Annotated in this window: 19 protein-coding genes, 2 tRNA genes and 3 rRNA genes; 2 read left to right on the top strand and 22 right to left on the bottom strand. The window is 58.6% G+C overall.

The window, feature by feature from the left end; genetic code table 11:
- Positions 1-21: 21 nt before the first annotated feature.
- From JLC71_RS08030 to JLC71_RS08050, 5 genes are all read right to left on the bottom strand, one after another.
- Positions 22-639 (bottom strand): hypothetical protein, encoded by a 618-nt coding sequence (locus tag JLC71_RS08030; RefSeq protein ID WP_200914860.1) that lies wholly within the window; start codon positions 637-639, stop codon positions 22-24.
- Positions 640-767: 128 nt separating this feature from the next.
- Positions 768-1,163 (bottom strand): peptide-methionine (R)-S-oxide reductase MsrB, encoded by a 396-nt coding sequence (gene msrB, locus JLC71_RS08035; protein WP_200914861.1) that lies wholly within the window; start codon positions 1,161-1,163, stop codon positions 768-770.
- 25 nt (positions 1,164-1,188) lie between these two features.
- Positions 1,189-2,346, bottom strand: a complete 1,158-nt coding sequence (locus JLC71_RS08040) for an HPP family protein (protein WP_200914862.1) — start codon at positions 2,344-2,346, stop codon at positions 1,189-1,191.
- A 111-nt stretch (positions 2,347-2,457) separates the two neighbouring features.
- Positions 2,458-3,255, bottom strand: a complete 798-nt coding sequence (locus JLC71_RS08045) for an alpha/beta hydrolase (protein ID WP_200914863.1) — start codon at positions 3,253-3,255, stop codon at positions 2,458-2,460.
- Between the two features lie 19 nt (positions 3,256-3,274).
- The gene (locus JLC71_RS08050) at positions 3,275-3,994 is read right to left on the bottom strand and encodes a phospholipase A (protein ID WP_200914864.1); all 720 of its coding nucleotides are present in this window, start codon (positions 3,992-3,994) and stop codon (positions 3,275-3,277) included.
- A gap of 67 nt (positions 3,995-4,061) precedes the next feature.
- Here JLC71_RS08050 and JLC71_RS08055 point away from each other — a divergent pair, with 67 nt between their 5' ends.
- Complete coding sequence (locus JLC71_RS08055) at positions 4,062-4,355, top strand: transposase (RefSeq protein WP_200914865.1); 294 nt, start codon at positions 4,062-4,064, stop codon at positions 4,353-4,355.
- Complete coding sequence (locus JLC71_RS08060) at positions 4,352-5,218, top strand: IS3 family transposase (protein WP_200914866.1); 867 nt, start codon at positions 4,352-4,354, stop codon at positions 5,216-5,218. The genes JLC71_RS08055 and JLC71_RS08060 overlap by 4 nt, the downstream gene beginning before the upstream one ends.
- Here JLC71_RS08060 and JLC71_RS08065 read toward each other — a convergent pair.
- The 17 genes from JLC71_RS08065 to JLC71_RS08145 form a co-directional block, all read right to left on the bottom strand.
- Positions 5,201-5,452 carry a hypothetical protein gene (locus JLC71_RS08065; RefSeq protein WP_200914867.1) on the bottom strand — a complete coding sequence of 84 codons (252 nt, stop codon included), beginning with the start codon at positions 5,450-5,452 and terminating at the stop codon, positions 5,201-5,203. The two genes, JLC71_RS08060 and JLC71_RS08065, sit on opposite strands and share 18 nt — an antisense overlap.
- A gap of 183 nt (positions 5,453-5,635) precedes the next feature.
- Positions 5,636-5,803, bottom strand: coding sequence for a cytochrome bd-I oxidase subunit CydX (cydX, locus tag JLC71_RS16715; protein ID WP_200914868.1), 168 nt, complete (start codon positions 5,801-5,803; stop codon positions 5,636-5,638).
- A gap of 12 nt (positions 5,804-5,815) precedes the next feature.
- Positions 5,816-6,952: a cytochrome d ubiquinol oxidase subunit II gene (cydB, locus tag JLC71_RS08075; RefSeq protein ID WP_200914869.1), complete on the bottom strand. Its 1,137-nt coding sequence runs from the start codon at positions 6,950-6,952 to the stop codon at positions 5,816-5,818.
- Positions 6,953-6,962: 10 nt separating this feature from the next.
- The gene (locus JLC71_RS08080) at positions 6,963-8,534 is read right to left on the bottom strand and encodes a cytochrome ubiquinol oxidase subunit I (RefSeq protein ID WP_200914870.1); all 1,572 of its coding nucleotides are present in this window, start codon (positions 8,532-8,534) and stop codon (positions 6,963-6,965) included.
- Positions 8,518-8,739 carry a cytochrome oxidase putative small subunit CydP gene (gene cydP / locus JLC71_RS08085; RefSeq protein ID WP_200914871.1) on the bottom strand — a complete coding sequence of 74 codons (222 nt, stop codon included), beginning with the start codon at positions 8,737-8,739 and terminating at the stop codon, positions 8,518-8,520. Before cydP ends, JLC71_RS08080 begins: the two co-directional genes overlap by 17 nt.
- Positions 8,736-9,293 (bottom strand): GbsR/MarR family transcriptional regulator, encoded by a 558-nt coding sequence (locus JLC71_RS08090; protein ID WP_200914872.1) that lies wholly within the window; start codon positions 9,291-9,293, stop codon positions 8,736-8,738. Before JLC71_RS08090 ends, cydP begins: the two co-directional genes overlap by 4 nt.
- Positions 9,294-9,436: 143 nt before the next feature.
- On the bottom strand, positions 9,437-10,705 hold the full coding sequence (locus tag JLC71_RS08095; RefSeq protein ID WP_200914873.1) for a lytic polysaccharide monooxygenase: 1,269 nt from the start codon (positions 10,703-10,705) through the stop codon (positions 9,437-9,439).
- Between the two features lie 293 nt (positions 10,706-10,998).
- Positions 10,999-11,111: ribosomal RNA gene (gene rrf / locus JLC71_RS08100) — 5S ribosomal RNA — on the bottom strand.
- A 121-nt stretch (positions 11,112-11,232) separates the two neighbouring features.
- Positions 11,233-14,125: ribosomal RNA gene (locus JLC71_RS08105) — 23S ribosomal RNA — on the bottom strand.
- 231 nt (positions 14,126-14,356) lie between these two features.
- Positions 14,357-14,432 (bottom strand) — tRNA-Ala (locus tag JLC71_RS08110).
- A gap of 39 nt (positions 14,433-14,471) precedes the next feature.
- Positions 14,472-14,548 (bottom strand) — tRNA-Ile (locus tag JLC71_RS08115).
- Positions 14,549-14,609: 61 nt separating this feature from the next.
- A 16S ribosomal RNA gene (locus tag JLC71_RS08120) occupies positions 14,610-16,143 on the bottom strand.
- The 16S, 23S and 5S rRNA genes sit together here with 2 tRNA genes alongside, the layout of an rRNA operon.
- Before the next feature lie 511 nt (positions 16,144-16,654).
- Positions 16,655-17,476 (bottom strand): ABC transporter ATP-binding protein, encoded by an 822-nt coding sequence (locus JLC71_RS08125; RefSeq protein ID WP_200914874.1) that lies wholly within the window; start codon positions 17,474-17,476, stop codon positions 16,655-16,657.
- 41 nt (positions 17,477-17,517) lie between these two features.
- Positions 17,518-18,390 carry an ABC transporter permease gene (locus JLC71_RS08130; protein WP_200914875.1) on the bottom strand — a complete coding sequence of 291 codons (873 nt, stop codon included), beginning with the start codon at positions 18,388-18,390 and terminating at the stop codon, positions 17,518-17,520.
- A gap of 10 nt (positions 18,391-18,400) precedes the next feature.
- On the bottom strand, positions 18,401-19,246 hold the full coding sequence (locus JLC71_RS08135; protein ID WP_200914876.1) for an ABC transporter permease: 846 nt from the start codon (positions 19,244-19,246) through the stop codon (positions 18,401-18,403).
- 26 nt (positions 19,247-19,272) lie between these two features.
- Positions 19,273-20,334: an ABC transporter substrate-binding protein gene (locus JLC71_RS08140; protein ID WP_200914877.1), complete on the bottom strand. Its 1,062-nt coding sequence runs from the start codon at positions 20,332-20,334 to the stop codon at positions 19,273-19,275.
- Positions 20,335-20,383: 49 nt separating this feature from the next.
- The gene (locus JLC71_RS08145) at positions 20,384-21,814 is read right to left on the bottom strand and encodes a porin family protein (protein ID WP_200914878.1); all 1,431 of its coding nucleotides are present in this window, start codon (positions 21,812-21,814) and stop codon (positions 20,384-20,386) included.
- Between the last annotated feature and the right edge of the window lies 1 nt (position 21,815).

Consider the following 21,815-nt stretch of genomic DNA (forward strand, 5'->3'; position numbering starts at 1 on the left):
ACATCCAGGCTTGTTTCAGGCTTATTTGATATCGCTGAGCGACTCAACACGCCAGCCCTGACCACGGCTTTCGATCACGGCAGCGAATTCGGCCTTGCCTTCACCGGCGATCAATTTAGCGAATTCCGGATAGTTCGACTGGATATCGGCATCAGCCTGCCACGTTGCCGGCTCGACAATCTTGTAGGTGAAACGCACCGTATGGCGACGGAAATCACTGCGCTCCTCGTCGGTCTTGTCTTCGATGATTTTCTCGACTTCAAGCCCACCGCTGCAAAAGCCCGGGCCAGCCGGTTCGGCCAGCCCGGTATAGGCATCACGGCCGGCATCGGTCGGTTCAAACTCGATCTTGCCATCGTCCGCTGCCACGGCTTTGATCAAGCCGACCTTGACCAGCGCGCTGAGCTGCGCGCCATTTGGCTCGGTGGCCTTGGCATAGCCCTTGGTCACCGGTTCAGCAAAACGTACCGGCATCGGAATGCAGCTGCGTTCGGCCGTATGCAATTCGTTATTGAGCGCGCTGATGATTTCGCTCTGCTCCACCTGCACCGAGCCGCCTTCGGCATCACCGCCCTTACCGCAGGCGCTCAGCCCGGCCGCCATCAACAAAGCCACGCCGGTCAGCTTCAAGTATCTCATCGGATGCATCCCATGTCGGAGCCGGAACACCTGCGCGAGCAGGCCTGAACGGCATGTTACAAAATGTACATGGATGATACCGGCAAAAGACGGTGCATAAATTGCGCTGGCACAACTACCAAGCCAGTTCAGTCTTCGGGTGAGAATGCGATCGCCACCGAATTGATGCAATAGCGCTCGCCGGTCGGCTCGGGGCCATCGGGGAATACATGGCCCAAATGCGCATCACAGCGCGCACAGCGCACCTCGGTTCGCATCATGCCGTGACTATGATCGTCGATCCGCATAATCGCGCCCGGCTCGGCCTGCTCCCAGAAACTCGGCCAGCCACAGCCTGCATCAAACTTGCTGCCTGAGCGAAACAGCAGCGCATCGCAACAAATGCAATGATATTCGCCAGCCTCGTTCTGTTGGTAATGCTCGCCCGAGAACGGCCGCTCGGTACCCGCCTGACGCGTTACCCGGTATTGCTCCGGCGTCAGTTGTTCACGCCATTCGGCGTCGGTTTTGGTCATGCTGCTCATGGTTTGGCTCCGCAATAGTCTGCGTTCAGGATACGGCAGTCGTGCCGTTACGCGACAGTGCGGCGATCAGATCCGATTGCGTCACCATGCCGACCAGCCGCCCTTCCTCATCCACGACCGGCAAGCGGTGCACGCCCTGGTCGGCCATCAAGGGCACCAACTCGCGCACCGGCGTTGTCATGCTCACCGTCACCACTTGCCGGCTCATCAGGGCGTCCACCGTCAAACCGGGCTGCCGGTGCTGCGGCAGCGCCATGTCGGTATCGGCTTCAACATATTTCAGAAAATCGACCAATGCCAGGACACCGGCAACCCGCCCGTTGCCCGCATCAATCACCGGCAAGGCGCCGATGCGGTGCCGGCGCAGCAGCGCCCAGGCCTCGGCAGCCAGTGCACCGGTGGGCAGCGTAACCAGATCACGCGACATCAGTTGCGCGCAATCGAGCTCTCCCCACTGCCGCGTTGCGGCATGACGCTCGGCGCGCGCGACGATATCGCTCAGCTCCTCGGTACTGACGTCGACCATTTCACCGATCTCGTGCATCGCCGCGGTCAGGTCAGCCTCGCGAATGCCGACCCGTGCGGTCGGCAAGGGGTCGAGGGTGCGATGCGGGTTTTCCTGTTGCCGCATCAGCGGATAGCGGCGACCACGCACGCTGTTGTTGGCGATCAGGGCCACTGCCAGCAGGATCAGCGCATTCACCAGCACCGGCATCCAGACAAAACCGAAGCCCAGACGGCTCACCGCTTCGCCGCCGAGCACCGCGGTCAGCGCGGTCGCCCCGCCCGGCGGGTGCAGGCAGCGCGCATACAGCATGGCCGCAATCGACAGCGCCACCGCCAGCGCGGCAACAAACTCGAGCGGTAGCCATGGCCCGAGCCAACGCAGGCAGGCTACGCCGATCAGCGCCGAAACCATTTGCCCGCCAACCAGCGCCCAAGGCTGTCCTACCGGGCTGCTCGGCATGGCAAAAATGATGACTGCCGCAGCCCCCATCGACGCCACCAGCCAAGGCAGCAAGGCCGGGCCGATGAACAGATGGGTCGTCAGGCCGCAAATCAGTACCGCGAGTAGCGAAAAGCCGACCGCGCGCCAGCGTTCGACATGGCCGACTGTGGGTGCAGGCGGAATGAAACGGGACAGCCGGCGCGGCCAGCGCGCCGGATCGATCAGTGTTTTCATGATCAGAACATCTTGGACAAGGTAGCGTCGCCGGCAGATCGGCGGCAATTCACCAAATTGGTGCAGCGGCAAGACTCTAGCACGAATCGATCGGCATTCAGAACGGCCGCCTCACTCCGCCAGCCAAGCGTCGATCAGCCTGGCAGCCTGCAACCAGGCGGCGTCGGCCATCAGCGCATGACCGCCGGGAACGAAGTGCGGCGTGACGCGCCAATGCTTGGCGGTGACATCGACATCGTGGCGCGAGATCAGCTGGTCGCCATCGCAGCCGATCACCAGGCAACGTCGTTCCGGCGCAGCCCGCCACATCCGCCACGGCCGCGGCAACATCAGCTCGGTGAGTGCTCGCGTCGACTCCGGCTGGGCCAGGGCGACAAACCGACGCACTTCAACGTCATCGGCGCCGCTTGAGAACAGCAGCTCGCGCAACATATGCAGCTCCGGCTCGTGCAGGCCAAGCGGCGCATGAGCCAGCTGAAACCGGCCCAGCCCGAGTAACAGCCGCGGCGAGGCCAGGCTCATATGCGCCAATGATCCTGCCAGGCCGTAAGGCGGCACACTGGCAAGCAGCGCCAGACCCGGCACCGAGACCTGCTCGGCCACCTCCTGCGCCAGCCAACCACCGAGCGAATGACCGATCAGGACCGGCGTTGCCGGCAGAACCGTCATCGCGTCGACGATATCGGCAACGTAGTCGTCCAGCCCGAAGTGATCCAAGCGGTCGCGCCCTCCCCGTTCAGCATGCCCGGGCAGGCTGAGTGCGTAGCAGTCATAGCCTTGCGCCGCAAACCAGGGCAGAAAATAGGTTTGCCAACACCAGGCGCCTACATAAGCGCCGTGAATGAACAGCAGAGGCGGCGCGGCACGCGGCGGCACCGATGGCGGGACGTGCAAAAAGCGAGTGGTCATGCCCGCATTCTGCCAGACGTCAGCGGGTGAAGCTCACCCCGAGACGCAAGCTCTGCGAGCTTTCGTCATAAGTACGCAGGCTTTCGCCATAACCATTCCAGTATTGGGCGTAGGCAAACAGATCCATGCCGGCAAAGGCGCGGAGCGGATAACTCCAGTTGAGTTCGATACCGCCCTTGCCGCCCTTGCCTAGCCGCGCGAGCGTCGAGAACACCAAGCCATCCGGACTACCGATGCGTAGCCGCCAATCGACATAACCGCGGTAGTCGGCGATATCGGGGTTGTCCGACAAGCTGCCCAGATAGGCATAAATCATCGGCTGGAACATCAGGCTCAAGCCCTGCGGATCACCAAACAGGAAGCTGGGACGAACAAACAGCTGGTTCACGCTGCGCGACGCATCGCCACCCTGTCCGTTCGATTCGTGCTTGTAGCCAAACGCAATGTCGGTGCGGTTGACGCCAGGCAGCTCAACGACATTGGCCTGCTCGTAATACAGCTCGGGCTTATAGCTGGTATCGAAGAAGGGGCTGGAGTCCTCGCCGATATCCCAGAGCGACGTCTGGGTATAGGCAAAACGCAGACCGGCCAACCAGGGTTGTTGGTGCACATAGTCGTTTTCGGGGTCGAAAAACTGATACTTGAAGCTGAACTGGAAGCGGGCATCGTCCAGATTGGTGTTGGCGACGAAATACATCGGTTCGTAGGCCGAAAAACGATCCGGCGAATAATCGGCCAAAGAGGTGGTCTGTCCCTATACGGAAGGACACTAACTTAAGGTGGATAATCGCCACCAAGGAGTGTTCATGACCCAAATCCGCCGTACCTTTCCCGAGTCCTTCAAGCGGGAAGCTGTTGAGCAAATCCTGGCTGGCACGCCGCTACGTCACGTGGCGCAGGCCTTCGGCATCACCGAAGGCCTGCTGGGCAAATGGAAACGCCAGTTTCTGCTCAAGGGCATGGATGCCTTTCCTGGTCATGGCAAGCAACTGGGCGAAGCAGCCGAACTCAAGCGTCTGCGCGATGATCTAGCACGCGTCACCATGGAGCGTGACGTCCTAAAAAAAGCGCTCGCCATCTTCTCGCAGCCCACGAAGTGAAGTACCGCGCCATTCAGGCGCTTGCTGAGCGTTATCCTGTTGCCGTCATGTGCCAGTTGTTCCGCGTCTCACGGAGCAGCTACTACGCTTGGCGCAACCGGCCGCCTTCGATGCGAGAGATGGCTAATCGCGTGCTGTTACGGGAAATCCGTCTGGTCCATGCCGAAGTCAACGGCATCTATGGGCATCGTCGGATACATGCGGAACTGGTCGCACAAGGCTTCGCCTGTGGCCGCCACCGTGTTGGCCGCCTGATGCGCCAAGGCGGGCTGAAGGTACGTTCCCGTAAACGGTGGCGACCTGTCCCGGTCAGCCAACACCTGCTTCCGGTGGCACCAAATCGGCTGGAACGGCAATTCGACGCATCCGGGATGAATCAACGCTGGGTGTCGGACATGACTTACATCCGTACTGACGAGGGCTGGCTGTATCTGGCTGTGGTGCTGGACTTGTATTCCCGCGCCGTGGTCGGCTGGGCAATGCACCATCGAATGCAGCAAGAACTGGTGCATGCTGCGTTGACGATGGCCGTTGCCAGACGGAAACCGGTGCGGGAGGTGCTACTGCATTCGGACCGAGGCAGCCAGTATTGTGCGTTTGATTACCAGATGTTGCTGAAACGGCACGGCATGGTGCCGAGCCATTCACGAGCGGGCAATTGCTGGGACAACGCTGCGATGGAAAGCTTCTTCCGGTCGTTGAAGGCGGAGCGGGTTTACTTGACCCGCTACCGGAGTCACGACGAGGCCCGCGCGGATATATTCGACTACATCCGATTTTACAATCATCGCCGCCGCCATTCGACGCTGGATTACCTGGCACCGGTCGAGTTTGAACGGCAGCATTCAGCGCTTAGCGCTTAATCCTCTGTCCTTCTGCATGGGGACAGACCAGATCTTGCACGTCAGCCCCCCGGGGCACACCAGTTGCCCCGGCGGTGTGAAGGTCTCCGTCACATCGGTACGGTTGACGAACAAGACCTCGACCTCGTCGCTTGCCAATTGCTGCGGCAGGAAAATCGTTTCGGCCGCGGTCGCCCCACCCGGGATGGTGGCGAATCCGGCCATCAGCAGCGCGACAAGCGTCGTTAATTTCATGCAGATTTTCCTGAAGTGGATGACCCCGCGGAGAGACAGCACAGCGCCCATTTTCGCGCGGCCGACCAGCTCACATCGGGTGCTTTTCGCTCAAGTATCGCCCAAGGATTGGCGCCAAAGCGAGCCAATCCTCAATCCGCACCGGCAAAAAAAAAAGCGGGCCGAAGCCCGCTTTGATCCACATCAGGCCCGCTTGCCCTTGCGCCGCTTTCCCCGAGCGTTGCTGAAGCGCTGCTTGACCGTATCTTCATACGATTCGCGGAAATTGAAATGGCTTTCCAGCCACATCACATTGATGATGCCAAAAGCCAGCGCGGCGGCGAGGCCGAGAATCCAGGCGAAATACCACATTGTTCGCGCTCCTTAGTAACTGGTATGCGTTTCGTTACGAATCTGGTCGATGGTCACTGTGCCGCGCATCACCCGATAAACCCAGGTGGTGTAGATCGAAATGATAGGCAGGAACAGCACAACAATGCCGAGCATGATCGCCAGCGTTTTCTCACTGGAAACCGAATCCCAGATCGTCAGGCTGGAGTTGGCATCGAGTGACGACGGCAGCACGAACGGAAACAGCGCCAGCCCTGCGGTCAAGATGATGCCGGCAATCGTCAAACCACTGGACAGAAAAGCCGGCCATTTCCAGCGCAAGCCCCCGAACAGCGCAGCCAGCAAAGCGCCGCCAACCCCGGCAAGCGGCGCCAACCATGCGATGGGCCAAGTATCAAAGTTCGCCAGCCAACGGCCCTCACTGACTTGCACCAGCTTCGACAGCGGCGTAATTACGCCATTAACGTCACCAATTTGCGCAATATGCATTCCCGCCAACTGTCTGACCCAGATACCTCCCAGTCCGAACAGTACGGCCGTGAGCAGACCGGCACCAATCACCGCCAAGCGCGCGCGTTTCTCCACATCGGCATCGGTACGCAAGAACAGAAAAGTAGCCCCATGCAGCACCAACATCGCCAGCGAGACAAGTCCGCAGAACAGCGAGAACGGGTTCAGCAGTGCAAAGAAGCCGGTGCCATAGCTGACACGCATCGAATCATCGAACTGGAATGACAAACCGACAAACAGATTACCGATCGCCACGCCGCAAAGAATCGCCGGCACTAGCCCGCCGATGAATAGCCCCCAGTCCCAAGTGCTACGCCAGCGTGGATCAGCGACCTTGCTACGGTAGTCGAACCCGACCGGGCGCAGAAACAGCGCAAACAGCAGTAGCATAAAGGCGATGTAGAACACCGAGAAAGCAGCGGCATACACCAGCGGCCAAGCTGCGAAAATCGCCCCGCCGGCGGTGATCAGCCAAGTCTGGTTGCCTTCCCAAGTCGGTCCGATCGCATTGATCGCCACCCGCCGTTCGTCGTCGCTCCTGCCGACAAAGGGCAGCAGCACCGCAGCACCCAAATCAAAACCACCGGTCAGGGCAAAGCCGAGCAGCAGCACGGCGATCAGCCCCCACCAGACCAGTTTCAGCGTTTCATAATCCATCATGATCTTTCCCTCAGGCCGGTTGCGGCTGGGTGTCGGTTTCGCCGTGATAACGGCCGGTATGCAGGCTAGCCGGCCCGAGGCGGATGTACTTGAGCATCAGAAACATCTCCACCACGAACAGCAGCGAATAAATCCCCAGCAATCCCGCCAGACTGAAGTACAACTGCCCCACATTCAGCGCCGAAGCGGAAAGACCGGTTGGCAGGATGCCCGAGATCGTCCATGGCTGGCGGCCATATTCGGCAACGAACCAGCCCGCCTCGATCGCAATCCACGGCAGCGGGATCGACCAGACCGCCAGTTTGAGCAGCCAGCGTTGTGGCGCAAGATTACGACGCGCCAAGAAGTAGAACGATGCGGCAAAGATGAACAGGAACCAGATCCCCAGGCCGACCATCACCCGGAATGACCAGTACAGCGGCGCGACCTGCGGAATCGTGTCATTGGCGGCGGACTTGATCTGCACCTCGGTCGCGTCGATCACGTTCGGTGTGTACTTCTTCAGCAAGAGGCCGAAGCCGAGATCCTTCTCGTGCTTGGCAAATTGCGCCTTGACGGCCTCGCTCTTGTCACCGGCCTTCATCTTGCTCAGCGCATCGTAGGCCAGCATGCCGCTGCGGATGCGCACTTCGTGCTCGAGCTTCAGATCCTTGATCCCGGTCACCTGCTTGTCGAGCGAACGCGTCGCGATCAGCCCGAGCGCATATGGAATCTTCACCTCGAAATGGTTACGCTCGGCTTCCTGGTCGGGGATCGCAAACAGTGTGAACGCCGCCGGTGCCGGCTGGGTTTCCCATTCGGCCTCGATCGCGGCGAGTTTCACCTTCTGTACTTCGCCGGTGGTATAGCCGGATTCATCCCCAAGCACCGCCACCGACAAGGTCGACGCCAGCCCGAAGCCGGCGGCGATCGCGAACGAGCGCAGCGCGAAACCGGTGTCGCGGGCCTTGAGCAAATACCACGCCGAAACGCCGAGCACGAACATCGACGCCGCCACGTAGCCTGCGGCAACCGTATGCACAAACTTCACCTGTGCCACCGGGTTGAAAAACACCTCGGTCAGGCTCGCCAGTTCCATGCGCATGGTCACGGGGTTGAACTCCGCGCCAACCGGATTTTGCATCCAGCCATTGGCGATCAGAATCCACAGCGCCGACAGATTGGAGCCGAGGGCGACGAGAAAGGTCACCAGCAGATGCTTGCCTTTTGAAAGCCTGTCCCAACCGAAGAAGAACAGACCGACAAAGGTCGATTCAAGGAAGAAAGCCATCAAGCCTTCGATCGCCAGCGGCACACCGAAGATGTCGCCGACGTAATGCGAGTAATAGGCCCAGTTGGTGCCGAACTGGAATTCGAGCGTGATCCCGGTGGTCACGCCCATGGCAAAGTTGATGCCGAACAGCTTGCCCCAGAACCGGGTCATGTCCTTGTAGACCTGTTGCCCGGTCATCACGTACACCGATTCGCAGATCACCAGAATCCACGATAGCCCCAGCGTGAGTGGCACAAACAGAAAGTGGAACATGGCAGTCAGGCCAAACTGCAGCCGTGACAGCTCCACCACATCAGCGACGGGTAACATCGGTATCTCCAGAAGAGGGTAAATTGGCGGGCATCGTGGTCGATCCACCCAGCAACTGCTGGTTGATCGCACGATCGGGAACGGTCATGTTTTTGGCCATCGGCTCGGCAAACCACAGCTTCCAGGCGCCATATAACAATAGGCACTTGATCAGCAGAATCACGGTGATTTCCAGCCACAGGGGTAAACCGGTGCGGCGTTTCATGGCGCCTCCTTGCCGCCACCCAGACGAAGGCGGTCAGCCATTTCCAGCAGCTTGGTCACTCTGGCTCCCAGCAGCATCAGCTTGCGCAAGGTATCGGGCGAAAGGCGCTGCACCTCGTCGAACCAGCCAGTGGTCATCTCGATCAGCGCGTGCATCTCGCGCATGCGCGCTTGGGCATGGCGCTCGGCATCGTCCTGCGCGGTTTCGAGCAAAGCACTACGCAATAACGATAAGGTAGGTTCAATTTCGCGGCGCCGCTTCTCTTCGGCCAAGGTTCTGAAAATCTCCCAGACATCCTTGGGCGTTTCAAAGTACTCGCGCCGATCTCCCGGCTGATGCAGCAGCCGCACCAGATGCCAAGCCTGCAGCTCCTTCAAGCCCATGCTGACGTTGGAACGCGAAAATCCCAGCTCTTCGCCGATTTCGTCGGCATTCAGTGGTTTGACCGAAAGAAACAGCAAGGCATAGATCTGCCCGACGGTGCGGTTCACCCCCCAGCGGCTACCCATCTCGCCAAAATGCAACACGAAACGCTCGGTGAGCGGCGACATCATTCCAGTGATTCCTGTATTTTCAGTATTTCCTGAAATTATAAAACAAATTTGATTTAAGACAAATTCAAAACTGCTCCAAGACGCCTGGTCAAATGAAAAAAGCCCCCCACACGGGAGGGCTTGCGTACAGCTTCGGCGAAGACTTATTTGCAGGTGCCGAGATTCTGCCACACGCCCCACTGACCGGACTTGGTCGGATCATCTCCGACCGTCCACCACTTGTTCTTGTAGTTGTGGCCGAGGTAGCTGACTGCGCTGCCCGGGTTTGCGTAGGTCGTACCAGCACTCCAGGCTGCAGCGCAGTTCGACGATGGGGTTGGCGTCGGAGCTGGGGTCGGCGCTGGCGTTGGAACCGGAGTCGGCGCTGGGGTTGGCGCTGGGGTAGGAGCCGGCGTCGGCGTCGGCGTCGGCGTCGGCGTCGGCGTCGGCGTCGGCGTCGGCACAGGAGTCGGCACTACTGCGCCGGCGACATCAATCGCATAGGTATACGACTTGCCGTCACGCGAGTAGATGCGGTTGGTCGTCGCGTTCGTCTCCGGCACCACAGCACCGCCGCTGTTAAGAATCCCGGCCACGATGTAACGCGACGCACTGTTGATCGCCTTCGCCAGATAGTACGGCCAGTTAGCCGCGCGGAACATTTCCGCACCAGTGACGCTGTCCCAGCTCATGACCGCGCTGATGGACTCAAGATCCCCGCCATTGGCATCAAACAGCCGCAATGTGACCTTGGTGTCCGAAGCAAGATCTTGCGAGGCGCGAATCTGCCCCAGTTCCTTGTAGTTGGATGCGACGGCCGAGAAACGCACGTCGGAGCACGAGTAGAAAGCTTCGGCGCTATCGGAACGCTGCCACGTGTTGTAGATGATATGCGCGCCGGTCTTGTTCTTGGGCAGCGGGCAAGTCAGGTGATAGCGCTTGGTGCTATCTGCAGCGGTGTTACCCAGTTCGCAGAACTTCTCCAGATCGCCCCACTTCAACGGTTGCGTCTGATCCCAGCCATCCTTGGTGACGTAGAACACCCAGTTCTTCGTCGTGTGCGGAGCCGGAGCGTTGTAGATGAACTCGAAGTTGCCGCTGGCATCCGGCGCGATCGGCGAACTGACCCAGTCGGTACGGGCCAGGTTCAGGCCCGCATAGTTCGATTTGCCGCCGCCGCACAATTGGCCATCCGGAACAAATGCCTGATGGTTGCCATTGGGCAATTGGTTCACGCCGTTCCAGTCATACAGCATCTGCGGCCCAGAAACGGCGACAGCCGCCTGGCATGCGGCCGATTGCGGTGCTTCAGGACCTTCCTTGAAGCAGTTCAGTACACGACTGACCGGTACTTCCATCGTGCCATGTGCAAGGGCCAGATTGGGTACCAGCGAAAAAAACGGCAAAAACAGCGCACTCCAGTACAGCTTCATCCTCGTCTCCTCCAGTCTTTGATCCGGCTTCGCCTGCGTTCCCTTCCTTGGAATCAAGGAAAACCGATCAGGCGAGCCAAGCTGATATTCTTTCAAAATCATTAACTTAGACTTTGAAAGCGAGACAATCTAGCACTGCAAGGGGAGGACATCCAAAGCCATACGGCACCGTCAAACGGCAGGATGTATGTTTTCATGGCACAAAAGCTGGCGGCAATCGGACTGCATCCCTCTTTTGCGCGCATAAAGCAAAACCCCCCTGCAGCATTCTGCAGGGGGGTTTTCTATGGGGAGTCTGGCGATGACCTACTTTCACACGGGAACCCGCACTATCATCGGCGCTGAGTCGTTTCACGGTCCTGTTCGGGATGGGAAGGCGTGGGACCAACTCGCTATGGTCGCCAGACGTAACTGGTGGAGTTACGACTGTATTAGTCATATCTCTGAATTCGATAGAAGAAGTAATGACTCGGGTTTGATATTTACGAGCCTGTCGCATCATACCCGAACCACGCGGTTCAGGTTATAGGATCAAGCCGCACGGGCAATTAGTATCGGTTAGCTTAACGCATTACTGCGCTTCCACACCCGACCTATCAACGTGGTGGTCTTCCACGACCCTTTAGAAGGCTCAAGGCCTTAGGGAAATCTCATCTCGAGGCTAGTTTCGCGCTTAGATGCTTTCAGCGCTTATCTATTCCGCATTTAGCTACCCGGCGATACCACTGGCGTGATAACCGGTACACCAGAGATGCGTCCACTCCGGTCCTCTCGTACTAGGAGCAGCCCCCCTCAAATTTCCAACGCCCACTGCAGATAGGGACCAAACTGTCTCACGACGTTTTGAACCCAGCTCACGTACCACTTTAAATGGCGAACAGCCATACCCTTGGGACCGGCTACAGCCCCAGGATGTGATGAGCCGACATCGAGGTGCCAAACTCCGCCGTCGATGTGAACTCTTGGGCGGAATCAGCCTGTTATCCCCGGAGTACCTTTTATCCGTTGAGCGATGGCCCTTCCATACAGAACCACCGGATCACTATGTCCTGCTTTCGCACCTGCTCGACGTGTCAGTCTCGCAGTCAAGCTACCTTGTGCCATTACACTATCAGTACGATGTCCGACCGTACCTAGGTAACCTTCGAGCTCCTCCGTTACACTTTGGGAGGAGACCGCCCCAGTCAAACTGCCTACCATGCACGGTCCCCGATCCGGATAACGGACCAAGGTTAGAACCTCAAAGGGGTCAGGGTGGTATTTCAAGGACGGCTCCACAGAAACTAGCGTCTCTGCTTCAAAGCCTCCCACCTATCCTACACAAACCACTTCAAAGTCCAATGCAAAGCTACAGTAAAGGTTCACGGGGTCTTTCCGTCTAGCAGCGGGGAGATTGCATCTTCACAAACACTTCAACTTCGCTGAGTCTCAGGAGGAGACAGTGTGGCCATCGTTACGCCATTCGTGCGGGTCGGAACTTACCCGACAAGGAATTTCGCTACCTTAGGACCGTTATAGTTACGGCCGCCGTTTACCGGGGCTTCGATCAAGAGCTTGCACCCCATCAATTAACCTTCCGGCACCGGGCAGGCGTCACACCCTATACGTCCACTTTCGTGTTAGCAGAGTGCTGTGTTTTTGATAAACAGTCGCAGCCACCTTTTCACTGCAACCTCTTCACGCTCCACGAGCAAGTCGCTTCACGCTACAGAGGCACACCTTCTCCCGAAGTTACGGTGTCAATTTGCCGAGTTCCTTCTCCTGAGTTCTCTCAAGCACCTTAGAATTCTCATCCTGCCCACCAGTGTCGGTTTGCGGTACGGTCAATTCTGAGCTGAAGCTTAGTGGCTTTTCCTGGAAGCATAGGATCAATCACTTCAGTGCCAATGGCACCTCGTCATCACGCCTCAGTGTTAACAGGGATCCGGATTTGCCTAAATCCCCCACCTACACGCTTAAACCACCTATTCCAACAGATGGCTGACCTACCTTTCTCCGTCCCCACATCGCACTCAGAATCGGTACAGGAATATTAACCTGTTGTCCATCGACTACGCTTTTCAGCCTCGCCTTAGGGGCCGACTCACCCTACGCCGATTAACGTTGCGTAGGAAACCTTGGGCTTTCGGTGAACGGGCTTTTCACCCGTTTTAACGCTACTCATGTCAGCATTCGCACTTCCGATACCTCCAGCAGCCTTCTCAAGCCACCTTCACAGGCTTACGGAACGCTCCCCTACCATATGTACTTACGTACATATCCGCGTCTTCGGTTATCAATTTGAGCCCCGTTACATCTTCCGCGCAGGACGACTCGACCAGTGAGCTATTACGCTTTCTTTAAATGATGGCTGCTTCTAAGCCAACATCCTGGCTGTCTATGCCTTCCCACCTCGTTTTCCACTTAATTGATCATTTGGGACCTTAGACGGCGGTCTGGGTTGTTTCCCTCTTGACACCGGACGTTAGCACCCGATGTCTGTCTCCCAAGCTCGCACTTAACGGTATTCAGAGTTTGCAATGGTTTGGTAAGTCGCGATGACCCCCTAGCCATAACAGTGCTTTACCCCCGTTAGTGATACTTGAGGCACTACCTAAATAGTTTTCGGGGAGAACCAGCTATTTCCAAGTTTGTTTAGCCTTTCACCCCTATCCACAGCTCATCCCCTAATTTTGCAACATTAGTGGGTTCGGACCTCCAGTGCGTGTTACCGCACCTTCATCCTGGCCATGGATAGATCACTTGGTTTCGGGTCTACGCCCAGCAACTAATCGCCCTATTCGGACTCGGTTTCCCTGCGCCTCCCCTATTCGGTTAAGCTTGCTACTGAACGTAAGTCGCTGACCCATTATACAAAAGGTACGCAGTCACGGAACAAGTCCGCTCCCACTGTTTGTATGCATCCGGTTTCAGGATCTATTTCACTCCCCTCCCGGGGTTCTTTTCGCCTTTCCCTCACGGTACTGGTTCACTATCGGTCGATTACGAGTATTTAGCCTTGGAGGATGGTCCCCCCATCTTCGGACAGGATTTCTCGTGTCCCGCCTTACTTGTCGTACGCTTAGTACCACGTTTATCTTTTCGCATACGGGGCTATCACCCACTATTGCCGGACTTTCCATTCCGTTCTGCTAAGACAATCGCTATCACGTACAGGCTCTTCCCATTTCGCTCGCCACTACTTTGGGAATCTCGGTTGATTTCTTTTCCTCCGGCTACTTAGATGTTTCAGTTCGCCGGGTTCGCTTCACATGACCTATGTATTCAGTCATGGATACACCAAAAGGTGTGGGTTCCCCCATTCGGATATCTGCGGATCAAAGCTCGTTTGCCAGCTCCCCGCAGCTTTTCGCAGGCTGCCGCGTCCTTCATCGCCTGTAATCGCCAAGGCATCCACCAGATGCACTTATTCGCTTGATCCTATAACCTCAAACGCGTAGTTCAAGATTACAGTTATGTTTGCGACTCGAATTCAAAGTTCTCGAATTCAAAACTCGATGCAATCAAACCCATTCATTACTGAATAAATCTGAGTCTTACTTCTTCTATCTTGTTAAAGAGCGATACAGAGAATAAATTCTCGTCCAACTGAAGCAGTCAGAACTAAAATTGCTACACCAACATCAGCAAACTTAGTTCTGAAAACTAAAATGGTGGAGGCAGACGGGATCGAACCGACGACCCTCTGCTTGCAAAGCAGATGCTCTCCCAACTGAGCTATGCCCCCATCGGATCAAACTGTCTTGTCATTCACTAAAAAAGCAAATGGTGGGTCAAGCTGGAATCGAACCAGCGACCCCCGCCTTATCAAGACGGTGCTCTAACCGACTGAGCTACTGACCCAGTTCTCCGTATCTCTAACCTACAGCCGATGAGTGTGAATGCTTAATGAGGCATTATCTTTAAAGGAGGTGATCCAGCCGCAGGTTCCCCTACGGCTACCTTGTTACGACTTCACCCCAGTCATGAATCCTACCGTGGTAACCGGCCTCCCGAGGGTTAGCCTAGCTACTTCTGGTAAAACCCACTCCCATGGTGTGACGGGCGGTGTGTACAAGGCCCGGGAACGTATTCACCGCGACATGCTGATCCGCGATTACTAGCGATTCCGACTTCACGCAGTCGAGTTGCAGACTGCGATCCGGACTACGATTGGTTTTCTGAGATTGGCTCCACCTCGCGGCTTCGCGACCCTCTGTACCAACCATTGTATGACGTGTGAAGCCCTGGTCATAAGGGCCATGAGGACTTGACGTCATCCCCACCTTCCTCCGGTTTGTCACCGGCAGTCCCATTAAAGTGCTCAACTGAATGGTAGCAACTAATGGCAAGGGTTGCGCTCGTTGCGGGACTTAACCCAACATCTCACGACACGAGCTGACGACAGCCATGCAGCACCTGTGTTCTAGCTCCTTACGGCACTCCCAAATCTCTTCGGGATTCTAGACATGTCAAGACCAGGTAAGGTTTTTCGCGTTGCATCGAATTAATCCACATCATCCACCGCTTGTGCGGGCCCCCGTCAATTCCTTTGAGTTTTAACCTTGCGGCCGTACTCCCCAGGCGGTCTACTTCCCGCGTTAGCTGCGTTACTAAGCTCCGAAAAGCCCAACAACTAGTAGACATCGTTTAGGGCGTGGACTACCAGGGTATCTAATCCTGTTTGCTCCCCACGCTTTCGTCCATGAGTGTCAGTATCAGCCCAGGGGGTTGCCTTCGCCATCGGTGTTCCTCCGCATATCTACGCATTTCACTGCTACACGCGGAATTCCACCCCCCTCTGCCGTACTCTAGCGAGCCAGTCATCAATGCAGTTCCCAGGTTGAGCCCGGGGCTTTCACATCGATCTTAACAAGCCACCTGCGGACGCTTTACGCCCAGTAATTCCGATTAACGCTTGGACCCTACGTATTACCGCGGCTGCTGGCACGTAGTTAGCCGGTCCTTATTCTTCAGGTACTGTCATCCCCGACCCGTATTAGGGGCCAGGATTTCCTCCCTGACAAAAGGGCTTTACAACCCGAAGGCCTTCTTCACCCACGCGGCATTGCTGGATCAGGCTTTCGCCCATTGTCCAAGATTCCCCACTGCTGCCTCCCGTAGGAGTCTGGGCCGTGTCTCAGTCCCAGTGTGGCGGGTCGTCCTCTCAGACCCGCTACTGATCGTTGCCTTGGTAGGCTTTTACCCTACCAACTAGCTAATCAGGCATCGGCCGCTCCAATAACGTGAGGTCTTGCGATCCCCCACTTTCCCCCTCAGGGCGTATGCGGTATTAGCTTGCCTTTCGGCAGGTTATCCCCCATTACTGGGCACGTTCCGATGTATTACTCACCCGTTCGCCACTAACTTGAGGAGCAAGCCCCTCAAATCCGTTCGACTTGCATGTGTAAAGCATGCCGCCAGCGTTCAATCTGAGCCAGGATCAAACTCTTTCGTTTAATCACTGAATAATTGCGCACTTGCGTTAACTCAAAAAAACTCACCCAACCACCGAAGCGGTCAGATTTACTTTCTATCATCTAAGTGCAAGTACTTGATGCACTCATCAAGCACTCACACTCATCGGCTGTAATTTGTTAAAGATCGCTTGCTTCTGAACACTTCGCTCGGTAAACTCGGCGAGTTTCGCTTCGTTTCTTTCGCTGCGTCATCAGCAGAGAACGCAACTTTAAGCACTTCCCCTTCCCCCGTCAACACCTCCTCGCAACAAATTCGCAACCAACCCGCTAAGCCACTGATCGGACAGCGAATTTTTACCACACCCAAATCCCACTCTTTCGCACTACCCGGCAAACCCCACCGCCAAAGCTGACAAAATAAGACCAATGGCATAAAAATCGTCAGCAACCGGCCGGATGGCGGGCGGTTTTTGGCGGCAGCGCCCCATCAGCGGCGCCAAAAAGCCAACGGGCGGCCCGAAGGCCGCCCGTTTTTGCGTCAACAAAGGTCTCACCAAGCAAATACGTAGTCGCTGAAGCGACGGATGGGCTCCGGTTCCAGCAGCACCGGCTTGGGGAGGTGGCCGAATTCGGAGAGCACGTCGTCGCGGATGGACTGGAAGATCGGTGATGCCCGGTCTCGCGGGTGTGGCAGGTCGACCGGCACGATGCGCTTGATCCGGCCGGGGCGCGGTTGCATCACCACCACCCGGTCTCCAAGAAACACCGCTTCTTCGACATCGTGGGTCACCAGGATCATGGTGATGCCTTCGGCCTGCCAGATCCGCTGCAGTTCGGCTTGCAGGTTGGCGCGGGTCAGCGCATCCAGCGCGCCGAAGGGTTCATCGAGCAGCAGGATCTCCGGCCGATTCACCAGACCGCGGGCAATCGCCACGCGCTGGCTCATTCCGCCGGAGAGCTGATAGGGATACGCCGTCTCGAAACCGTCCAGGCCGACGAGCTCCAGATGGTCGGCGATCGTTTCGCGCTTTTCGGCGGCGCTGAGCGGCGAGTTCTCCAGCGCGAGGCCGACGTTCTGCTCCACCGTCAGCCACGGAAACAGCCGGTGCTCCTGAAACACGATGCCGCGCTTGAGGCTGGTGCCGCGAATGCGGTCGCCGTCGAGCAGGATCTCGCCCTGATAATCGTCCTCCAGCCCGATCACGAGGCGCAGCAGTGTCGACTTGCCGCAACCGGAGCTGCCGACGATGCTGACAAATTCGCCCGGCGCAATGCTGAGCGAGACGTCATCCAGCACCGGCAAGGCTTCGCCTTTGACGGTGTACTGCTTCTTCAGGTGCTGCAGGCTGAGAGTGCCGAGTTGGAAAGTCATTCCATTTTCCCTTTCTATATATGTGGTCGCGCCGGCAGCGGTCATGCCGTGCGGTTGCGCCATGACAGCGCGCGGGCCTCGATGCGCACGGCAAGCTGGTTAAGCGCCGCGCCGATCAGGCCGATCACCACCAGGCCGAACAGCACCGAGCCCATGTTGAAGTGCTCGCGGCCGTCGATCATCGCGTTGCCCACGCCATAACCGGACTTGAGGAAGTACTCGGCGCCGATGGTCGCAAGCCAGGCGTAGATCAGCGCCAGATGCAGGCCGGTGAAGATCTGCGGACTCGCCGCCGGCAGGATCACCCGCCGCCACAACTGCCAGCAGCCGAAGCCGTACACCCGCGCGACTTCGGCGTAATCGCGGTTGACGGCGCGGATGCCTTCGAAGGTGTTGATCGTCACCGGGTAGAACGCCGCCAGCGCAATGAAGACCACCTTGGCCGGCTCGCCGACGCCAAACCACACCGAGATCAACGGAATCCAGGCGAACAGCGCGATCTGCTTGACCGCATTGAAGCTCGGGCCGATCAGCCGTTCGGCCAGCGGAGAGGTGCCGAGCAGCGTGCCCAGCCCGAAGCCGGCCAGCCCGCCGATGGCAAAACCGGCCAGATCGCGGCTGACGCTGGCGATGATGTCGAACACGAAGCCACCGTTGACGATCTGATGCACGCCCTCGCGCCACACCTGTACCGGCGGCGCCAGTATCTCGGTATTGCTGAGCAGGAACCGCGTCAGCACGTCCCACAACAGCAGCACCGCCAGCGGCAAGGCCCAGCCGCGCCAGTCCTTACCGGCGATCCACGCCCTCGCCCGTGCCGAGAGCGGCCGCCCCCTGGCCTCATCGCGGATGACCGGCCCATCGGTGGCCAGCACGCCGCTGTCGATGCCCTGGCTCAGTTCGTTGTCACTCATGCCCCTCTCCTTAAAACGCAGCACGGCGCCAGCGCAGCAACCACGCCTCCAGTGCCTGCAGCACCACATCGATCGCCAACCCGACGAGGCCGATCACCGCCATGCACGCCATCACCACATCGAGCTGGAACAGCTGTCTCCCCAGCACCATCTGGTAGCCGATGCCCTCGCTCGAGGCGAGCAGCTCGACCGTCACCAGCGAGAGCCAGGCATTGGTCAGGCCATAGCGGAAACCGTTGAACAGGCTCGGCAGGCTCGCCGGGAAAATCACCTTCAGCCACAGCTGGCGCGGGTTGAAGCGGTAAACGCGCGCGACCTCGAGATAGCTCTGCGAGATATTGCGTATGCCCTGCTGGGTATTGATGGTGATCGGCACCATCGCCGCCTTGACGATGACGATGACCTTCATTGCCTCGCCGATGCCGAACAGCATGATCAAGAGCGGAATCCAGCCGAGCACGTGGACTTCGGAAATCACCTTGAAGCTCGGATAAAGATAAGCCTCGACCGTGCTGGACACGCCCATCGCCACGCCCAGGGCGACGCCGATCAGCAGCGCGGCCGAGAAGCCCCAGGCGACGCGCGCCAAGCTGATGGCAAGGTTGTCCCACAGCTCGCCCGACGCCCACAGCTCGTTCAGCGTTTGCCAGACCAGCTCGGGAGCCGGCAGGATCTGCGATGCAATCCAGCCCCGGCTGGCGGCGGCGTGCCACAACGCCAGCACCGCCAGCGGCAGCAATGCCCCGACAGCCGCGCGCTGCAGCTTGTGTTTCAGAATGCCCAGCCCTCTTGCAACCGCGCCCGCTTCGGGCGCGAGTGCAAGGGGCGGGATGACGTCGTTTGCGGTGACGGACATCGACATGACCCCTTATCGATCCGCGCCTATTTGGCCGCGACCCGGGTTTTGCCGGCGACGTCGAACTCGGCCCAGTAGCCGTCGAGCTTCTGTTCCTTCAGCGCCTGCTTCAGGTACTTCGGCTCGATCCACGCATCGACGTCGATATCACCGCGGATCAGCTTCAGCTTCTTCGCCAGCACCAGCGAATCGCGGTAGTGGCTGTAGAAGTTTTCATCGAGCAGCGGCGAGAGCCGTTCCTTCAGCAACTGGCCTTCGTAATCGCGCTTGAACGCCGAGTACGGCACGCCCGATTTGGCCCATTGCTGGAACACCGCATCGCGGTTCTTCTCGTCGCTGGCCCACGCACTGGTCTTGACCACAACATTCACGACGCGCTGGACTACTTGCGGATACTGCTTCTCGAAATCCTCGGTCACGGCGAAGTGGCTGGTCAGCGCCACGTCGGGGCCGGTTTTCTGGATGATGCGGGCGATGCCTCTATCGATCAGCGGGAAGATGTCGGCGCCGAAAATCGCCGCATCGATGTCCCGCGTGGCGATGGCCGCCTGCGTTGAAGCCGTATCCATATTGATGGTGCGGAAATCACGCTCGGTCAGGCTCTGCTTGTCGAAGATCCGCGCCAGTTGCAACTGGCCGGCGGTGCCCTTGAAAACGGCCAGTTTCTTGCCTTTCAGATCCTGCAGCGATTGCACCGGCGAGCCCGATGGCACGGCGATGTAGCCGGAACCGTTGCGCGTCTGGCCGAGCAGGATTTTGGTCTTCAGCCCGCTGGCGCGGCCGACCAGCGACGCCATGTCGCCCTGAAACAGGAAATCGAGCAGCTTGTTGGCCAGCGCCTCGTTCGCCGCTGGGCCCGCGCCCTTGAAGAAATTCCATTCGACCTTGATGCCTTCCTTGCGGAACTCTTCTTCCAGCTCGCCGCGAACATTGACGATGCCGATGGGTGAGCCGCCGACGACCGGGCGATTGCCGGTACCGACCTGCGAGACGCCGATACGGATTACCTTGAGCGGTTCGGCCGCGATGACCTGGGTGCCGAGCGCCAGCGCGATCACGGCCAGCGTGGTGCGGAACAATCTTTTCATCGTGCGTACTCCTTGGGTCGAGGCCGGAACGCGATCCGGCCACAGAGGCTTAGAAACCGAACTGGAACTGGGCGAGGAAGTCGCTGTACGACTGGTTCCTGGCCTTGTCGTCGGTGTAATTGACGTTGAGCTGGAACTTGGTGGTCTGGGCGAAGAACACATTCAGGCCCAGCGTCGAGATCGTGCTTTCGTCACCCGGCCTGTCGACGTTGGGGTCGAAGCGGTCGTAGCGGAAGAAGGGCTGGTAGGACTTCGGCCACCAGTCGTCGTAGCGGCCCTGGGCGCGGAAGCCCTTCACGAACTGTTCACCGACGTTGTAGAAGAGCGTCGCGGTGTGCGAACCACTCTTCACCGCCGCCACTTTGGCGTTGGCGGCGGTGGTACCGGCGGCGACGTCATCGCGCCCCTGGATGTATTCGTAGGTGACGCCGAACGGCTCGTGGTTGTAGGTCAGGTCGACGCCGTAGCGCACCCGGTCGCCCTTGCCGACCAGGGTGCTGGTGCCCGGGACGAACAGATTGGCCTTGCCGCGATAGAACGAGCCGCCCACGGTGAGCTGACGCAGCCACGAGTTGTAATCGGACGGCACGGTGAACGCGAGCCGGCCGACCCAGTCCTTGGGGCTGTTGTTGTCCGAGGTGTTCGGGCCATTGCCGTTGACGAGGCCCAGCGCGTAACTCAGCAGCGGCGCGCGATAGTTGTAGCCGTAGTCCACGGTGGGATCGAGATCGCCACGGGCGATCAGGCCGATCTGCCGTTGTGCCAGCCCCAGCCGGGTGGTGAACTGGGCATTCAGGATGACCGGCTTCAGGTCTTCGGTCGCCGGTACTTCGAGCCCGAAGGGCAGCAGTTGCTGGCCGAACGCAAGCTCAAGCCGCGGGCTGGCCGGATCGATCGTCGGCAGCACCGAATAGCTCAGATAGGCATCGAGCAGGTTCAGGAAGCTGTTGTTGCTGGCGGTCTGCTGCGAGGCACCTGCCGAAAGCCGGTAGCCGAGGTTGCGGCCTTCGTCGTAATCCTTATATAGATTGCCGGAGAAGGCGAGGATGGCCGTCGGCACGTCGAAACTGGAGTTGCGGTCGTTGACGACACCGGCCGGCGTGCTCGAGGCGGCGCTGGTGTCTTGCGTCGAATAGGCGGCGCGGGCCTGGATCGTGCCGCTGATGTTGAGCGCACGCGCGCTGGTGGCCGTCGCGGTATCGCGGTCACGCTGCACCTGATACTTGAAGTTCTCCAGATCGGCCTGCACGCCCTGCACGTCTTCCCGCGTTGCCGGGGCACCGACCGCATCGGCCACGGCAGTTGCAGCCGGTGCCGCCGGTGAGGCGGCCTTCTGGTCGAGCTGCTGCTGCAAGGCATCGACCGCTTTCTTCAGCGCGGCGATCTGCTTTTGCAGTTCTTCGTTGCTCGGTGCGGCCGCATGGCCGACGCTGGCCAGCGCCAGCAAGCCGGCTCCCAGCCAGGCTTTGTGCTGTTGCATG

Origin of the sequence: Jeongeupia sp. HS-3, assembly GCF_015140455.1 — a bacterium.
Lineage (GTDB): Bacteria > Pseudomonadota > Gammaproteobacteria > Burkholderiales > Chitinibacteraceae > Jeongeupia.

Bases quoted from the DNA above. Each gene is read 5' to 3' on its own strand.
- JLC71_RS08030 (WP_200914860.1), bottom strand. From the start codon at position 639: ATGAGATACTTGAAGCTGACCGGCGTGGCTTTGTTGATGGCGGCCGGG.
- msrB (WP_200914861.1), bottom strand. From the start codon at position 1,163: ATGAGCAGCATGACCAAAACCGACGCCGAATGGCGTGAACAACTGACG.
- JLC71_RS08040 (WP_200914862.1), bottom strand. From the start codon at position 2,346: ATGAAAACACTGATCGATCCGGCGCGCTGGCCGCGCCGGCTGTCCCGT.
- JLC71_RS08045 (WP_200914863.1), bottom strand. From the start codon at position 3,255: ATGACCACTCGCTTTTTGCACGTCCCGCCATCGGTGCCGCCGCGTGCC.
- JLC71_RS08055 (WP_200914865.1), top strand. From the start codon at position 4,062: ATGACCCAAATCCGCCGTACCTTTCCCGAGTCCTTCAAGCGGGAAGCT.
- JLC71_RS08065 (WP_200914867.1), bottom strand. From the start codon at position 5,452: ATGAAATTAACGACGCTTGTCGCGCTGCTGATGGCCGGATTCGCCACC.
- cydX (WP_200914868.1), bottom strand. From the start codon at position 5,803: ATGTGGTATTTCGCCTGGATTCTCGGCCTCGCCGCCGCGCTGGCTTTT.
- cydB (WP_200914869.1), bottom strand. From the start codon at position 6,952: ATGATGGATTATGAAACGCTGAAACTGGTCTGGTGGGGGCTGATCGCC.
- JLC71_RS08080 (WP_200914870.1), bottom strand. From the start codon at position 8,534: ATGTTACCCGTCGCTGATGTGGTGGAGCTGTCACGGCTGCAGTTTGGC.
- cydP (WP_200914871.1), bottom strand. From the start codon at position 8,739: ATGAAACGCCGCACCGGTTTACCCCTGTGGCTGGAAATCACCGTGATT.
- JLC71_RS08090 (WP_200914872.1), bottom strand. From the start codon at position 9,293: ATGATGTCGCCGCTCACCGAGCGTTTCGTGTTGCATTTTGGCGAGATG.
- JLC71_RS08095 (WP_200914873.1), bottom strand. From the start codon at position 10,705: ATGAAGCTGTACTGGAGTGCGCTGTTTTTGCCGTTTTTTTCGCTGGTA.
- JLC71_RS08125 (WP_200914874.1), bottom strand. From the start codon at position 17,476: ATGACTTTCCAACTCGGCACTCTCAGCCTGCAGCACCTGAAGAAGCAG.
- JLC71_RS08130 (WP_200914875.1), bottom strand. From the start codon at position 18,390: ATGAGTGACAACGAACTGAGCCAGGGCATCGACAGCGGCGTGCTGGCC.
- JLC71_RS08135 (WP_200914876.1), bottom strand. From the start codon at position 19,246: ATGTCCGTCACCGCAAACGACGTCATCCCGCCCCTTGCACTCGCGCCC.
- JLC71_RS08140 (WP_200914877.1), bottom strand. From the start codon at position 20,334: ATGAAAAGATTGTTCCGCACCACGCTGGCCGTGATCGCGCTGGCGCTC.
- JLC71_RS08145 (WP_200914878.1), bottom strand. From the start codon at position 21,814: ATGCAACAGCACAAAGCCTGGCTGGGAGCCGGCTTGCTGGCGCTGGCC.